Raw genomic sequence first — 15420 nt, forward strand, 5'->3', positions numbered from 1 at the left:
CGTGCTCCTCCGACATGAGGACTAGCGCTCCGCGCGGGGCTTCCAGGTGACGACGCGATAGACGTAGCCGATCACGATGACGACCGAGAGGGCGATGGTCACCGGCCCGACATATTGCTCCAGCTCGCGGAAGTTGGAGCCGAAGTAGAGCCCGGCCCAGGCGAGCACCGCGTTCCAGATGGCGCTGCCGGTGAAGGTCGCCAGGATGAAGCGCCAGTGCGGCATGCAGGCCATGCCGGCGGGCAGCGACACCATGGTGCGGAAGGTGGGCAGGAAGCGGAACACGAACACCACCCAGGCGCCGCGCGAATGGAAGAAGCGCTGGAGCTTCTCCACATCCTCCCACTCCAGCGTCAGCCAGCGGCCCCAGCGGTCCACGAAGGGCTTGAGCCCGCGATAGCCGAAGTGCCGGCCGAGGGCGTACCAGAAGTAGTTGCCGCCCACCGAGCCCACCGTGCCCCAGAACACCAGCGGCACCATCGACATGGTGCCGCGCGCGACGGCCATGCCGCCCAGCCCCATGATCACTTCGGACGGAACCGGCGGGACGACGTTTTCGAGTGCCATCAGGAGCGCGATGCCGAGGTAGCCGCCCCAGGCGATCGCATCGAGGATGAATTCGGTCATGGCGCGGCTAACGCGCGGAACGCGGGACGGGGGCCAAGCTCAGCCGCGCTCCGCTACCCGCCGCTCGATCGCGTCCCAGATCATCGCGCCCGTGTCGGTGCCGTTGAAGCGGTCGATCGCGACGATGCCGGTGGGGGAGGTGACGTTGATCTCGGTCAGCCACTTGCCGCCGATCACGTCGATGCCGACGAACAGCAGCCCGCGCCGCTTGAGTTCCGGGCCGAGCTCCGCGCAGATCTCGCGCTCCCGCTCCGTCAGCTCGGTCTTCGCCGCCGATCCGCCGACCGCGAGGTTGGAGCGGATCTCGCCCTCGCCGGGCATGCGGTTGATCGCGCCCGCCACCTCGCCGTCGACCAGCACGATACGCTTGTCGCCTTGCACGATTTCCGGAAGGAACGCCTGCACCATGTGCGGCTCGCGATAGGCGGTGTTGAACACCTCGATCAGCGACGACAGGTTCTGCCCGTCGGCGTCGATCTTGAAGATCGCCTTGCCGCCGTTGCCGTGCAGCGGCTTCATCACGACCGAGCCGTGCTCGGCCAGGAACAGGCGCGCTTCCTCGACCGAGCGCGTGATCAGCGTCGGCGGCATGAAGTGGGCGAAGTCGAGCACCCACAGCTTTTCGGGCGCGTTGCGGACCTGAGCGGGGTCGTTCACCACCAGCGTGCGATCCGCGATGCGTTCGAGCAGGTGGGTCGCGGTGATGTAGCCGAGGTCGAAGGGCGGGTCCTGGCGCATCAGCACCACATCGGCCTCGTCGCCCAGGTCGAGCTTCACCGGATCGCCGAACGCGAAGTGATTGCCCTCGACCCGCTGCACCGTCACCGGGTGCGCGCGCGTCCAGACGCGGCCGGCCTGGTAGTTCAGGTCCTCGGCCGCATAGTGGAACAGCCGGTGCCCGCGCGCCTGTGCCGCCAGCATCAGCGCGAAGCTGGAGTCGCCTGCGATGTTGATCGAATCGAGCGGATCCATCTGGACGGCGACGGTCAGCGGCATGCGGGAACTCCTTGTTGCCCGCGGGAGGTAGGGGCAGGGGCGGGGATTGTCACGCGTGGGGGTACGGATCCCTTCCGAAGGGGTTCGCGCTCCGCCCCCTAAACCCGTTCGTCTCGAGGAGGGATCGAGCCTGTCGAGAGCCCGTATCGAGAGAGCCGCGAGCGTCGCCCTCTCGATACGCCTCTCGACAGGCTCGACGGCTACTCAAGGCAAACGGAGTGGTACGGACGGGTGGGCGCGGAAGGGAGAGGGCAGAGGCGGAAGACGTGGCCTCAGCCCCGGCTCACCCGATCCACGCATTCTCGATATGCCGCACCGGCACCCCGCGGGCGACCAGCACCACGTCGATGCGGACGTCGTCGCCCGGCTGGGCGTAGCGCGGCATCAGCATCTCCGCTGCCGCCGCCACCCGCCGCAGCCGCCGCTCGTCGATCGCGAGGTCCAGCGCCGCGGCGTCCCCGCGCGCCTTCACCTCGACGAACGCCACGATCGACCCGCGCCGCGCCACCAGGTCGACCTCGCCCGCGCGCGTGCGCACCCGCCGGTCGAGGATGCGCCAGCCCTTCAGCCGCAAATACCACGCCGCCCAGCGCTCGCCCGCGCGGCCCTGCACCTCGGCCGCGCGGCGGTCCCTCATTGCCCCTTCAGCTCCATCGCCCGTGCGTAGAGTTCGCGGCGGTCGAGCCCGAGCTTCTTGGCGACTTCGCCCGCGGCCTTCGAGGCGGGCAGGCGGGTGAGGGCCTCGGCGAGCGCCGCGTCCGCCGTGTCGGCGTCGGCGGGCGGGGCCTCGCCCGGCGGGGCGACGACGATGACGATCTCTCCCTTGGGCGGCGCCTCGGCATAGCGGTCGGCGAGCTGGGAGAGCGTGCCCGTCACGCATTCCTCGAACTTCTTGGTGATCTCGCGCGCGACCGCGGCTTCGCGGTCGCCGAGCCCCTCGGCAAGGGCCGCCAGGGTTGCGGCGAGGCGCGGGCCGCTTTCGTAGAGCACCAGCGTCGCGCGCACCGCCGCGATCTCGGCGATCGCCTCGGCGCGGGCATGCTGCTTGGGCGGCAGGAAGCCCAGGTAGAAGAAGCGGTCGGTCGGAAGCCCTGCGAGCGTCAGCGCCGAGATGGCGGCGCACGGCCCCGGCACCGTCACCACCAGATGCCCCGCCGCCCGGGCGTCGCGCACCAGCTTGTAGCCGGGGTCGGAGATCAGCGGCGTGCCCGCGTCGGACACGAGTGCCACCGCCTCGTGCCCCATGCGCGCGACCAGGCCGGGCCGGACCCCTTCGGCATTGTGGTCGTGATAGGGGATCATCGGCCGCCGGGTGCCGATGTGGCGGAGCAGGCCCGCGGTGACGCGGCTGTCCTCCACCGCGATCACGTCGGCGGACGACAGGACCGCCGCCGCGCGGGGGGAAAGGTCGCCGAGATTGCCGATCGGGGTCGCGACGATGTAGAGGCCGGGGGATAGTGGTGCGTTCATCAGGGGAATGTCATGGCAGAGGCGGCAACCGTACCGCAATGGACGCGTCGGCTGATCCGCACCGCGGCAGTCGCGGGAGCATTGTTCCTGGCAGGATGCCAGACGCTGGTGCCGCGGGGCGTGCCGGACCGCGCGCCGCCGCCGCCCAAGGAGCAGCCGACGCAGGGCACCGGTCCCGAAACGGTCCAGCCGGGCATCCCGGAGGACAAGCAGCGCCACCGTGTCGCGCTGCTGGTGCCGCTCACCGGCCCCAATGCCGGCGTCGGCCAGAGCCTCGCCAACGCGACCCAGCTCGCGCTGCTCGATTCGCGCAGCGAGCAGGTGCGCATCACTACCTATGACACCGCGACCGGCGCGGCGGCGGCGGCGCAGCGCGCGCTGGCGGACGGCAATCGCCTGATCCTGGGGCCGCTCCTGTCCGAGGACGTGCGTGCGGTGGCGCCGATCGCCAAGCGCGCGGGCGTGCCGGTGCTGAGCTATTCCAACGACGCAAGCGTCGCCGGCAACGGCGCCTATGTGATGGGCTATTCGCCCGCGCAGTCGATCAGCCGCGTCGTCGACTATGCTAAGCAGACCGGCATCACCAGCTTTGCCGGGCTGGTGCCGACCGGGGTCTACGGCCAGCGCGCCTCCACCGCGTTCCTGCGCGCCGTCGAAAGCGCGGGCGGGCAGGTCGTGTCGCTCCAGACCTACAACCGCGGCAACGGGGGCATCGCCGCCGCCGTCACGCGCCTGCCGAAGAACTCGCCCTATCAGGCGGTGCTGATCGCCGATGCCGCCGGCACGGCCGCCACTGCGGTGCCGCTGCTGCGGCGCGATGCCGCGACGGTGCGGGTGCTGGGTACGGAGCTGTGGAACACCGATTCCGCGGTGGGCAGCAACGCGGCGCTCAACGGCGCCTGGTTCGCGAGCGTCTCCGACGGGCTCTATCGCCAGTACGCCACCAAGTACCGGGCGCGCTTCGGCAACGCGCCGTACCGCCTGTCGAGCCTCGGCTACGACTCGGTGCTGCTCACCATCCGCATCGCGCGGGAGTGGAAGGTGGGCGACCGCTTCCCGGAAGCCAAGCTGACCGACAGCGGCGGCTTTGCGGGCCTCGACGGCGCCTTCCGCTTCGGCCGCGACGGCATCGCCGAGCGCGCGTTGGAGGTGCAGGAAGTGCGGGGCGGCACAACCGCCACGGTCTCTCCGGCGCCGCGTTCGTTCGAGTAGGGCGACACCTTTCTTGTACCCCGGCGAAGGTCGGGGCCCAATTGCGGGGCAGGTGGAACGGGTCCCGAACCTCGCGACCACCTTCCCACCTGGGCCCCGGCCTTCGCCGGGGTACGGGGTGGCGGTAGCTAGCCCCGCGCCACTTCCCGCAGCACCGCGTCGAGCAGCGGCATGCCTGCGGGGGTGAGCGCCAGCCGGTCGCCGTCGTGCGACACCAGGCCCTGGGTTGCGAGGCGTTCGACCGCCTTCAGGTCGACCACGTGGTCGATGGTCGTTCCGCCCAGCGCCGCGACCCGCGCCAGGTCGATCCCCTCGCGCATGCGCAGCCCCATCACCAGCGCCTCCGTCACGCGTTCGGCCGGGGCGAGCGCGACCTCGCTCTCCGCGCCGTGGCCGTTGCGCGCGACCGCGGCCAGCCAGTTCTCCGGCTTCTTGCGGCGGAAGGTCGCGATGCCCTCGCGCCGCCCGTGCGCGCCGGGGCCGACGCCCGCATAGTCTCGGTAGCGCCAATAGGTGAGGTTGTGGCGGCTCTCCGCCCCCGGCCGCGCGTGGTTCGACACCTCGTAGAGCGGCAGCCCGGCGGTGGCGGTGCGCGCCTGGGTGGTCTCCCACAGATCGGCGGCGAGGTCCTCGTCCGGCAGCGTCAGCTGTCCCTTGGCGGCCAGCGTCGCGAAGCGCGTGCCCGGCTCGATCGTCAGCTGGTAGAGCGACAGATGCTCGGTCCCGAAGCCGAGCGCGCGGTCCAGCTCCGCCTCCCATGCGTCCAGGCCCTGGCCCGGCCGCGCGTAGATGAGGTCGAAGCTCACCCGCCCGAAATGGCGCTGCGCGGTTGCCAGCGCGGCGAGGCCCTCGTCCACGCCGTGCGCGCGGCCGAGGAAGGCGAGCGCCTGGTCGTCCAGCGCCTGGAGCCCCAGCGACACGCGGTTGACGCCGGCGGCGGCGAGGTCCGCAAAGCGTGCCGCCTCCACCGAGGACGGGTTCGCCTCCAGCGTGATCTCGATGCCGGGCTCGGCCGGCCAGGCGGCGGTCGCCGCGTCGATGATCGCGGCGACGGTCGCCGGCGGCATCAGCGACGGGGTGCCGCCGCCGAAGAAGATCGAGGCGAGCCGCCGCCCGGGCAGGCGCTCCGCCTCATAGGCGAGGTCGGCGAGCAGCGCGTCGCGCCACGCCTGCTGGTCCACCGCCTCGCGCACATGGCTGTTGAAGTCGCAATAGGGACATTTGGAGACGCAGAACGGCCAATGGACGTAGAGCGCCAGCGGGGCGCCCAAGGAGGTTTGTTCCGGGGACATCGCCGCCCCATATGGTGCGCATGCGAGCGAGGCAAAACATCCTGTGGGCGATGCTGGCGTTGCTGGCCGCCTGCTCGTCCCCGGAAGGGGCAGACCGCGTGGTCGAGGCGCGCACGTTCAAGGGCACCGCGCCGCGCGGGGCGACGCTGCTGCGCCAGGCGATGCAGCAGGGGCATGATGCCGCGCGCGCCGAGGTCGGCCTGCCGCCGCTCGTCTGGTCGGACCAGCTTGCCGGAGGTGCCCGCGCCTATGCGCAGACGCTCGCGCGGACCGGACGCTTCGAACATTCGCCGGAGTCGCAGGCGGCGAACCGCATCGGCGAGAATCTGTGGACCGGCACGCGCGGCGCCTATCGCTATGAAGAGATGATCGGTCACTGGCGCGGCGAGAAGCGCGACTATCTCCACCAGCCGGTGCCGAACTTCTCGCGCACCGGCCGCTGGCAGGACGTGGCGCACTACGGCCAGTTGGTGTCGCGCCGGACGCTGCGCTTCGGCTGCGCGCTCGCGAGCAGCAAGCGCGACGACTATCTGGTGTGCCGCTACGATCCGCCGGGCAATCTGGTCGGCGTACGCGTCTATTAGCCCTCGCCCGGGGGAAGCGGCGCTACAACATAGGTAAAGACTGAAGTCATTGCCGCTGGCGCTCGCTTGGTTCAAACGGCGGGCATGGCGCTTCAGCAGCATGTCGAAATCCCGTTGGGTGGCCAGACAGTCGATCCCGAGCTTCCCCAGCGGCGCCTGGCCCTGGTCGCCGAAGCGGCAGAGGGGCTGCTGGCGGCAGAGGATCCTGCCCGCATGGTCGACGAACTGTTCGGCCTGATCCAGTCGGAGCTGCGGCTGGACGTGTTCTTCAACTACCGCCTGGAAGCCGGCCGGCTGGTACTGGAGGCGCATGGCGGATTGACGCCGGAACAGGCGGCCGCTGGCGCCGAGCTGGATCTGGGGCAGGCCGTCTGCGGGTGCGCCGCCCGCGACCGGCAGCGCTTCCATGTGACCGGCGTGCAGCAGTCCGAGGATCCGCTGGTCGCGTTCGTCCGGGATGTGGGCCTGGACGCCTATGCGTGCACGCCGCTCCTGCACGGGGACAGGTTGATCGGCACGCTCGGCTTCGGGCGGAAATGGGCCGACCGCTTCACCGACGACGAGCTCAGCTTCCTCCACACGCTGTGCCATTTCGTCGCGCTCGCGAAGTACCGGCTGATGGTCGAGCAGGAACTGCGGGCGGGGATCGAGCAGCGGGACAAGCTGCTTGGCGAGCTCAACCACCGGGTGCGCAACGCCTTGCAGCTCGCCGTCAGCGTGGTGCGCCTGGAAGTGACCTCTGCCGAAGATCGTGCCTTCTCCGACGCGCTGCTGCGGGCTGCCGACCGGATCGAGGTGATCGCGTCGGCCCATCGCCCGCTCTATGCCTCGGACGATCCGAGCACCGTCGCCGTTGCCGACCTTTTGACGGCAGCCGGCGGTGGTTCGATCGACGGACCCCTGACCGTGAAGGACGGGGCCGGTGCGAAGCTGCCGATCGAGCAGGGCGTGGCCTTGGCGCTTCTCGTCCACACGGCCTTTGCGGAAGGCGGCGTGCCGGATCAGCCCGCGTCGGTGCAAATCGCGGAGCAGCCGGGCGGGACCGGCGTGACGTTGACGGGCGTGCGCCCGGAAACCGATGCCCTTTCCGGGCGGCTCGCGCGGGCGCTGCTGCGGCAGTTGAACGGCGTAGTCGAACCCGGGGCGGACGGCCTCACGATCCGCATCTCGAATGCCACAAAGGGCTGAAGACGTTCCGATGCTCAACTTGCTGATCGTCGAAGACGAAGCGCTGATCGCGATGATGATGGAGGACGCGCTGATCTCCCGCGGGCACCGGGTGGTGGGTGTGGCGGATACGCTGCCGTCCGCGCTCGATCTCGCCGGCGCGCATGCGATCGACCTGGCGCTGTGCGACGTGCGCCTGGCGAACGGCGACAGCGGCGTCGAGGTCGCGACGCGACTGGCGCAGCAAGGCATCCCGGTCGTCTATGTGAGCGGCAACTGCCCCGCAGACGCGCCGCACCCGCTGGTGATCGGCTGCGTCAACAAGCCGGTGCCGGTCGCCGCGCTGCATGCGACGGTGCTGGCGGCCTGCCGGATCGCGAAGGCCGACGAGCCGGTCGCCGTCCCGCCTGCGCTGACGCTGTACCGCTGACCGTCCTTCCGCGCGGCAGCCCTATTGCAGGTGCCGCTCCGCCTCGCGCGCCATGATCGTGAGCAGGGTCGGGTCGAAAGGCGTGGTGCGGGGCGTGCTGTCGGCGACGCAGAGCGCGCCCAGCGCATGGCCGTTGCCGTCGAGCACCGGCACCCCGGCATAGAAGCGCAGGAAGGGTTCGGCCTGGACGGTCTCATAGTGGACGAAGCGGGGATCCGCCCGCGTGTCCGGCACGATCAGCGGCTCACCGGGCGTGTGGATCGTGGTCGCGCAGATCGCGGTGTCGCGGCTCGTCTCGCGCGCGTTCAGTCCATGCTCGGCGAGCAGGACCTGCGTGCGCTTGTGGATGATGGAGACGGCTGCAAAGGCGGTGCCGTAATGGGCGGCGGTCAGGTCGACGATCCGCTTCAACTCGGGATGGCCGTGCAAGGCGAGGGCGCCGCTCTCGTCGACGGCCCCCTGTCGCTTCCGCTCCTTGTCGAAAGCGCTCATCCATGCGCTCATATGCTGCACTGGACGCCTCCCCCGAAACGCGGTTCCCCCCAGGTCCGGACTCGGACTGTCGCGCGCCTTTCGCGCACCGGACGGAAGCTCTTCAGTATTGCGAGTCGCTCGCAGAGTAAAGGGCCGTCCGGTTCAGATCGGATAGGGGAAATTACCGGGTTTCACCGGCACTTGTGCCGTAGGAGACTTGGGCTTGTCTTCTCACGGTCCCAAAACAGGGCAGGTCTGGTCTGTCGGGGGCGTCCAGGCGGCGGAGCAGGAGCACCGCCGCCTGGGAGGATCAGAGAACCGCCGCCACCAGCTGGCGGAACGCGTCGGCGCGATGGCTGATCGCGTGCTTCTCTTGCGGGTCGATCTCTCCGAAGCTCTGGTCCATGCCGTTGGCGACGAACATCGGATCATAGCCGAAGCCGAGCTTTCCGCGCGGCGGCCACACCAGCGTGCCGTCGACCCGGCCTTCGAACCATTCTACGTGGCCGTCCGGCCAGGCGAGCGCCAGCGCGCACACGAAATGCGCGTCGCGGCTGACGTCCGGGCCGAGCGCTGCCAGCCGTTCCTCGACCAGGCGCATGGCGAGGTCGAAGTCCTTGGACTCGCCGCCCCAGCGTGCCGAGAAGATGCCGGGCTCGCCGCCCAGCGCCTCGACGCACAGCCCGCTGTCGTCGGCGAGCGCGGGCAGGCCGGAGAGGTCGGCGGCCTGGCGCGCCTTCAGCTCGGCATTGGCGACGAAGGTCGTGCCGGTTTCCTCGGGCTCGGGCAGGTCGAGCGCGCCTGCCGACACCGGCTCGATGCCATAGGGACCGAGCAGCTCGGCGATCTCGCGCACCTTGCCGGGGTTGTGGCTGGCGATCACCAGCTTGCCGGGGGCGAGCTTGCGGATCGCCTGGGGCACGGGGCCTTCGCCGCTCACCGGCCGGCGGCCTTGAGCTGCGCGGCGAAGATCTCGCCGCAGCCGATGCGCGCGAGGCGGAGCAGGCGGAGAAGCGCTTCCTCGTCGTAGCAGGCGCCTTCGGCGGTCGCCTGCACCTCGGCGATGTTGCCGTCGCTGGTCAGCACGAAGTTGGCGTCGGCGTCCGCGGCCGAATCCTCGGGGTAATCGAGGTCGAGCACCGGCGTGCCTTCGTAGATGCCGCAGCTGACGGCGGCGACCTGGCGGCTGATCGGATCGGCGGTGAGCTTTCCGGCCTGCATCAGCCCGTCGACCGCCAGCCGCAGCGCCACCCAGGCGCCTGAGATGGAGGCGGTGCGGGTGCCGCCGTCGGCCTGAATCACGTCGCAGTCGATGGTGATCTGGCGCTCGCCCAGCGCCTTGAGGTCGCAGACGGCGCGCAGGGAGCGGCCGATCAGCCGCTGGATCTCCTGCGTGCGGCCGGACTGCTTGCCCTTGGCCGCCTCGCGGCTGCCGCGGGTGTGGGTGGCGCGCGGCAGCATGCCGTATTCGGCCGTCACCCAGCCTTCGCCCTTGCCGCGCAGGAACGGCGGCACGCGCTCCTCGACGGAGGCGGTGACCAGCACCTTGGTCTCGCCGAAGCCGATCAGCACCGAACCTTCGGCGTGACGGGTGAAGTTGGGCTGGATCGAGATGGCGCGCATCTCGTCGGGGGCGCGGCCGGATGGGCGCATGGGTTCAGTCTCCTGCAAGATCGTTGCGGGCACCTAGACCGCCGACGGGCGTTCCGCCAGTCCGACGATACAGGGAGACGAGGGTTGATCCGGTTGACGATGATGGCAGGCGCGGCACTGGCGCTGGCGGCGTGCACTCCCAACGGCGGCGGCACGGCGTCTGCGGGCAGCGAGGCTGCGGCCGCGGCGGGCGAGACGATCCGCTTTGCCACCGATCGCTGCTTCGGCGCCTGCCCGGTGTACAGCGTGACCGTGCGCCCGGACGGCACCGGCACGTTCGAGGGCGAGAAGTTCACCGCCGTCACCGGCACGCGTGACTTCACGCTGACCCCGGCCCAGTATCGCGCGTTCGCCGATCGGCTGGCTGCGTTCCGCCCGGACGAGCCCGAGCGGCGGGTCGAGCCGGGCTCGCCGCTGTGCCCCAATCATGCGACCGACATGTCCTCCGTGGACGTGACCTGGTCCGGCGGGGCGGGGGGCACGCGGCATCTCCACCAGTATCTCGGCTGCGTCGGCGAGGACGACCGCGACACCCGCACGGCGCTGCGGACCGCACCCGAGCTGCTGCCGATCGCAGCGTTCCTGGGCGAGCGGCCGGTCGGGCGGTGAGGGCTCCCCCTCCACGGGGAAGCGCCCGCCCCACATAGGGTACCCCGGCGAAGGCCGGGGCCCGATTGCGGTGTCGTAGGTGAGGGGCGGGGCCCCTTCCGGGCTTTCCCGACTGGGCCCCGGCCCCCGCCGGGGTACGAAGAAGGGAGGGGCAGCCGAATCCGTGCTCCTGCGCAGGCAGGAGCCCAGGGTTGTCGAAGTGCCGCGCTTGTGGCTCTGGGCTCCTGCCTGCGCAGGAGCACGGCTTGGCGTTGCGAATCGGCGCGCTCGCAACGGACGCTGCATCGCATTTCACTTCTGGAGCCGCCGCGCCCCAGTCCCTACATGGACCCGCATGACCCCGCCGATCACCGAGCTGACCGACCGCGCGCGCGACGTGTTCCGCCAGGTGGTGGAATCCTATCTCGAGTCCGGCATGCCCGTCGGATCCCGCACCATCGCCAAGATGTCGGCGCTGAACCTGTCGCCGGCATCGATCCGCAACGTCATGCAGGATCTGGAGGAAGCCGGGCTGCTCGCGGCACCCCACACCAGCGCCGGGCGCATGCCGACCGACCAGGGCCTCCGGCTGTTCGTGGACGGCATGATGCACGCGATGGAGCCCACCGCGCAGGAACGCGCCGCGATCGAGGCGCAGGCGAGCATCGCCGGCTCGATCGAGGAGGCGCTGGCGGGCACCACCGCCACGCTTTCCGGCCTGTCCGCGTGCGCGGGCATGGTGATGGTGCCCAAGCGCGACGTGGTGATGCGCCAATTCCACTTCGCGCCGCTGGGGCACGACCGCGCGCTTGCGGTGCTCGTCGGCTCGGACGGGTCGATCGAGAACCGGGTAGTCGAGCTGCCGCCCGGGATGACGGCGTCGGCGTTGGTGGAGGCGTCCAATTACCTGACCGCGCGGCTGGGCGGCCAGACGCTGGCCGATGCGCGCACCGGCATCGAGCAGGAGATCCAGGCCGAGCGTGCAGCACTCGACGAGGCGGCGCGCACGCTGGTGTCGCGGGGCCTGGCGCTGTGGAGCGAGGACGGCGATCGCCGTCCGGTGCTGATCGTGCGCGGCCAGGCGCGGCTGCTCGATCCCTCGGCGGCGGCCGACCTCGACCGCGTTCGCCAATTGCTCGACGAGCTGGAGGGCAAAGAGGAGATCGCCCGCCTGCTTGCATCCGCGAGCGAGGGCGATGCCGCGCGCATCTTCATCGGTTCGGAGAACAAGCTGTTCGCGCTGTCCGGCTCGTCCGTGATCGCCAAACCCGTGCGCGCGCTCGACGGCCGCGTGGTCGGCGTGGTGGGCGTGATCGGCCCTGTGCGGTTGAACTACGCGCGAGTCGTGCCCATGGTGGACTTCACTGCCGCGACGCTCACGCGTCTGCTGGCCTGATGCTCGAGAGAAGAGAATGATCCAGGAAGACAATACGCCCAACGACACCACCGAAGACCTGCGCGAGGAAACCGCCCAGGACGCCCCGGAGGTCGCCGAGCACGACCGCGCGGCCGAGCTGGACGCCGAGCTTGCCGAAACCAAGGCGCAGCTGCTCTACGCCCGCGCCGACATCCAGAACGTGCGCCGCCGCGCCGAAAAGGAAGTGGCCGATGCGCGCGCCTATGCCGCGACCGGCTTTGCCCGCGACATCCTCTCGGTCGCCGACAATCTGTCGCGTGCGCTGTCGGCGATCCCCGCCGAACTGCGCGAGGACGAGAAGATGAAGGGGCTGGTCACCGGCCTGGAAGCCACCGGCCGCGAGCTCGACAGCGTGTTCGCCCGCCACGGCATCTCCCGGATCGTCGCCCAGGGCGAGGCGCTGGATCCCAACCGCCACCAGGCGATGCTGGAAATCCCCAGCAACGATGCGGAGCCCGGCACCATCGTGCAGGAAATCCAGACCGGCTACATGATCAAGGACCGGCTGCTGCGCCCGGCACTGGTGGGTGTCGCCAAGAAGCCGGACGCCTGACGGGACCGGCGGCGCACGCGGCGAAGCGGTCATGAGCCCAGGCGCGCCCAGTGCGCTGAACCTCCCGCGGTTCGAACATCTCGCCAATCGCCGTGCGATCCTCGATCGCGTGGCGGTGGCAGAACAGCTCGCCGGGATTGAGGCGCCCGATGCCGCGTCCCTGCGGCGGGCCGCGAGCGCGCTGCTGCGCGACGCGCTCGACCGCGGCCGTGCGGAGATCGCGCGCCGGTTCGAGGAAAAGCCGACGCAAGGGCTGCAGACCGCCGCGGCCGGCGCCTATCTGACGGACCGGGTGCTGCGGCTGCTGCTCGACTTCGTCGTCACGCGCCTCCATCCCAATCCGAACCCGACCGCCGCCGAGCGGATGACCATGGTCGCGGTCGGCGGCTACGGCCGGGGCGAGATGGCGCCCTTTTCCGACGTCGACATCGGCTTCCTCACGCCCTGGAAGCAGCCGCCCTGGTGCGAGCAGGTGATCGAGTCGGTGCTCTATGCACTGTGGGACATCGGGCTGAAGGTCGGCCATTCGTCCCGCTCGCTCGACGAGATGATCCGCCAGGCGCGCGCCGACCATACGGTGCGCACCGCCCTGCTGGAGGGGCGCTTCCTGTGGGGCGACGCCGCCCTGTATGACGAGGCCGCCGCCCGCTTCATGGGCGAGGTGCAGGCGGACGGCGCCCGCCAGTTCGTCGCCGAGAAGCTCGCCGAGCGCGAGGCGCGCCACCTCAAGATGGGCGACAGCCGCTACGTCGTCGAACCGAATGTGAAGGAAGGCAAGGGCGGCCTCAGGGACCTCCACGCGCTCTTCTGGATCGGCAAGTTTGCCTATGGCGTCCGCCGCGCGGCCGAGCTGGTGGACCGCGGCCTGTTCACCCCTCAGGAATATCGCCAGTTCCAGCGGGCCGAGAACTTCCTGTGGGCGGTGCGGTGCCACCTCCACCTGATCGCCGGCCGCGCCGAGGAGCGGCTGACCTTCGACGTGCAGCGTCAGATCGCGGAGCGGATGCGCTACGCCGACCGGCCGGGCAAGCCCAAGGTCGAGCGGTTCATGCAGTTCTATTTCCTGCAGGCAAAGCGCGTCGGTTATTTGAGCGGGCTGTTCCTCGCTCATCTGGACGAGAAGTTCGCCGGCCGCGGGCGCCGCTTCGGCCTGCCGCAGCTGCGCCGCCGGCCGAGCCGCCTCAAGGGCTTCGTGCTCGACCGCGGGCGCCTCGCGCTGCCGCACGACCGCTTCTTCGCCGAGGATCCGGTGCGGCTGGTGGAGATCTTCGCGCTCGCGGACCTGCACGCGGTGGAGGTGCATCCGCTGGCGATGCGGGCGGCCGCGCGCGACGCGCACCTGATCACCGATCATCGCCGCGATCCGCGCGCCAACGCGCTGTTCCTGGATGTGCTGACCTCTCCGCGGACGCCGGAGAAGGTGCTGCGCTGGATGAGCGAGGCGGGCGTGCTCGGCCGGCTGGTGCCGGACTTCGGCCGCGTCGTCGCGCAGATGCAGTTCGACATGTACCACCATTATACGGTGGACGAGCACACCATCCGCGCGATCGGCCTGCTCAACCTGATCGAGCGCGGCGAGCTGATGCAGGACCATCCGCTGTCGTCGGCGCTGTTTCCGGGCGTCGTCCAGCGGCGCGCGCTCTACGTCGCGGTGTTCCTGCACGACATCGCCAAGGGGCGCGACGGCGACCATTCGATCCTGGGCGCCGCCGTCGCCGAGCGGCTGTGCCCGCGCTTCGGCCTGACCGCGGCGGAGACGGAGACCGTCGCCTGGCTGGTGCGCCACCACCTCTTGATGTCGGCCACCGCGTTCAAGCGCGACCTGTCCGACTTCAAGACCATCCTCGACTTCGCGGAGGTGGTGCAGAGCCCGCAGCGGCTGCGCATGCTGTTGATCCTGACCATCGTCGACATCCGGGCGGTGGGGCCGGGGATCTGGAACGGATGGAAGCGCCAGCTGCTCGCCACCCTGTTCGATTCGGCCGAGGAGGTGCTGCGGCTCGGCCACAAGCAGCGCGGCCGCGGGGAGCGCATTGCCGCCAAGCAGGAGGTGCTGCAGGAGGCGCTCGGCTGGGATGCGGCGCGCATGGCCCGGCTCGTCGACCAGTTGCCCGAGGCCTATTGGGTCGCGGAGCCGGTGGACGTGCTGGAGCGCAACGCCCGGCTGGTGGACGGGGCAGGGGACTCGCCGCTCGCGATCGATGCGGTGGCCGACCCGGAGCGCGACGCGACGCTGGTGACCGTCCATGCCGCCGACCATCCGGGGCTGTTCTACCGCATCGCCGGAGCGATCCACGCGGCCGGCGGCAACATCATCGACGCGCGCATCCACACCACGCGCACCGGCATGGCGCTGGACAATTTCCTGGTCCAGAACCCGCAGGGCGGCCGGTTCGACGAGGCAGGGCAGCTCGACCGGCTGCGCACCGCCATCAGCGACTCGCTTGCCAACCGCGCCCGCCTGAGCGAGCGGTTGTCCGCCAAGCCGCTGCCGCACCCGCGCGCCGGCGCCTTCTCGATCACCCCCAACGTGCTGATCGACAACCAGGCGTCGAACCGCTTCACCGTGGTGGAAGTGAACGCCCGCGACCGCCCCGCGCTGCTCCACCACTTGGCGCACGCGCTGTTTCAGTCGAAGGTGACGATCCATTCCGCGCACGTCGCGACCTTCGGCGAGCGCGCGGTCGACACCTTCTACCTGACGGACCTCACCGGCGACCGCATCACCGCCTCCGCACGCATCCGCGCGCTGGAGGCGCGGCTGCTGGAGGCGGCGGGCGGAACGGCGGAGCAGGCGGCGGCGTAGCACACCCCCGGTGCTCCTGCGCAGGCAGGAGCCCAGGGTGATGGCGCGCGACGCCGGTGGCTCCGCCGGCAGTCGCGACGAGGGCTTCGATCCGGTGTTATGCCCCAGCCGTACCCGGCCGAAGACGCAGCGGGAAGGGACGGAGGCGCAA

The 15420-nt window shown here is 70.6% G+C and carries 16 protein-coding genes; 8 read left to right on the plus strand and 8 right to left on the minus strand.

Translation table 11 applies throughout. The features are described 5' to 3' along the window. Window positions 1–21: 21 nt before the first annotated feature. The 4 genes from EO081_RS01000 to rsmI form a co-directional block, all read right to left on the minus strand. The gene (locus EO081_RS01000) at window positions 22–627 is read right to left on the minus strand and encodes a DedA family protein (protein ID WP_129340105.1); all 606 of its coding nucleotides are present in this window, start codon (window positions 625–627) and stop codon (window positions 22–24) included. 39 nt (window positions 628–666) lie between these two features. Next, on the minus strand, window positions 667–1623 hold the full coding sequence (gene gshB / locus EO081_RS01005; RefSeq protein ID WP_129340106.1) for a glutathione synthase: 957 nt from the start codon (window positions 1621–1623) through the stop codon (window positions 667–669). A 283-nt stretch (window positions 1624–1906) separates the two neighbouring features. Then, window positions 1907–2260 carry a YraN family protein gene (locus EO081_RS01010; protein ID WP_129340107.1) on the minus strand — a complete coding sequence of 118 codons (354 nt, stop codon included), beginning with the start codon at window positions 2258–2260 and terminating at the stop codon, window positions 1907–1909. Next, complete coding sequence (gene rsmI / locus EO081_RS01015; protein WP_129340108.1) at window positions 2257–3093, minus strand: 16S rRNA (cytidine(1402)-2'-O)-methyltransferase; 837 nt, start codon at window positions 3091–3093, stop codon at window positions 2257–2259. Before rsmI ends, EO081_RS01010 begins: the two co-directional genes overlap by 4 nt. Window positions 3094–3105: 12 nt before the next feature. On the opposite strand from rsmI, the gene EO081_RS01020 reads away from it, so the two are divergent. Further along, window positions 3106–4305 (plus strand): penicillin-binding protein activator, encoded by a 1200-nt coding sequence (locus tag EO081_RS01020; protein WP_129340109.1) that lies wholly within the window; start codon window positions 3106–3108, stop codon window positions 4303–4305. A 128-nt stretch (window positions 4306–4433) separates the two neighbouring features. Here EO081_RS01020 and hemW read toward each other — a convergent pair whose 3' ends face one another. Further along, window positions 4434–5597, minus strand: a complete 1164-nt coding sequence (gene hemW, locus EO081_RS01025; RefSeq protein WP_129340110.1) for a radical SAM family heme chaperone HemW — start codon at window positions 5595–5597, stop codon at window positions 4434–4436. A 20-nt stretch (window positions 5598–5617) separates the two neighbouring features. On the opposite strand from hemW, the gene EO081_RS01030 reads away from it, so the two are divergent. The 3 genes from EO081_RS01030 (at window position 5618) to EO081_RS01040 (ending at window position 7778) form a co-directional block, all read left to right on the plus strand. Beyond that, complete coding sequence (locus EO081_RS01030) at window positions 5618–6181, plus strand: CAP domain-containing protein (RefSeq protein ID WP_240697495.1); 564 nt, start codon at window positions 5618–5620, stop codon at window positions 6179–6181. Between the two features lie 84 nt (window positions 6182–6265). Next, on the plus strand, window positions 6266–7369 hold the full coding sequence (locus EO081_RS01035; protein ID WP_129340112.1) for a histidine kinase dimerization/phosphoacceptor domain -containing protein: 1104 nt from the start codon (window positions 6266–6268) through the stop codon (window positions 7367–7369). Between the two features lie 10 nt (window positions 7370–7379). After that, window positions 7380–7778: a response regulator gene (locus EO081_RS01040; RefSeq protein WP_165284418.1), complete on the plus strand. Its 399-nt coding sequence runs from the start codon at window positions 7380–7382 to the stop codon at window positions 7776–7778. 21 nt (window positions 7779–7799) lie between these two features. On the opposite strand, the gene EO081_RS01045 is transcribed toward EO081_RS01040, so the two are convergent. The 3 genes from EO081_RS01045 to rph all read right to left on the minus strand — a co-directional run bounded on the left by EO081_RS01045 (window position 7800) and on the right by rph (window position 9905). Next, complete coding sequence (locus tag EO081_RS01045; protein WP_165284419.1) at window positions 7800–8270, minus strand: GAF domain-containing protein; 471 nt, start codon at window positions 8268–8270, stop codon at window positions 7800–7802. A 292-nt stretch (window positions 8271–8562) separates the two neighbouring features. After that, on the minus strand, window positions 8563–9192 hold the full coding sequence (gene rdgB, locus EO081_RS01050; RefSeq protein ID WP_129340115.1) for an RdgB/HAM1 family non-canonical purine NTP pyrophosphatase: 630 nt from the start codon (window positions 9190–9192) through the stop codon (window positions 8563–8565). Further along, window positions 9189–9905: a ribonuclease PH gene (rph, locus tag EO081_RS01055; protein ID WP_129340116.1), complete on the minus strand. Its 717-nt coding sequence runs from the start codon at window positions 9903–9905 to the stop codon at window positions 9189–9191. Before rph ends, rdgB begins: the two co-directional genes overlap by 4 nt. A gap of 84 nt (window positions 9906–9989) precedes the next feature. Between rph and EO081_RS01060 the strand changes: the two genes are divergently transcribed. The 4 genes from EO081_RS01060 (at window position 9990) to EO081_RS01075 (ending at window position 15269) form a co-directional block, all read left to right on the plus strand. Continuing rightward, window positions 9990–10514: a DUF6438 domain-containing protein gene (locus tag EO081_RS01060; RefSeq protein WP_129340117.1), complete on the plus strand. Its 525-nt coding sequence runs from the start codon at window positions 9990–9992 to the stop codon at window positions 10512–10514. A 334-nt stretch (window positions 10515–10848) separates the two neighbouring features. Continuing rightward, entirely contained in the window at window positions 10849–11889 is a 1041-nt protein-coding gene (gene hrcA / locus EO081_RS01065; protein ID WP_129340118.1) for a heat-inducible transcriptional repressor HrcA, read from the plus strand. Between the two features lie 16 nt (window positions 11890–11905). Continuing rightward, complete coding sequence (gene grpE / locus EO081_RS01070; protein ID WP_129340119.1) at window positions 11906–12463, plus strand: nucleotide exchange factor GrpE; 558 nt, start codon at window positions 11906–11908, stop codon at window positions 12461–12463. Window positions 12464–12494: 31 nt separating this feature from the next. Beyond that, window positions 12495–15269 (plus strand): [protein-PII] uridylyltransferase, encoded by a 2775-nt coding sequence (locus EO081_RS01075; RefSeq protein ID WP_129340120.1) that lies wholly within the window; start codon window positions 12495–12497, stop codon window positions 15267–15269. Window positions 15270–15420: the final 151 nt, after the last annotated feature.

The organism is Sphingomonas desiccabilis, from assembly GCF_004135605.1.
In the GTDB taxonomy this organism is placed as follows: Bacteria; Pseudomonadota; Alphaproteobacteria; order Sphingomonadales; family Sphingomonadaceae; genus Sphingomonas; species Sphingomonas desiccabilis.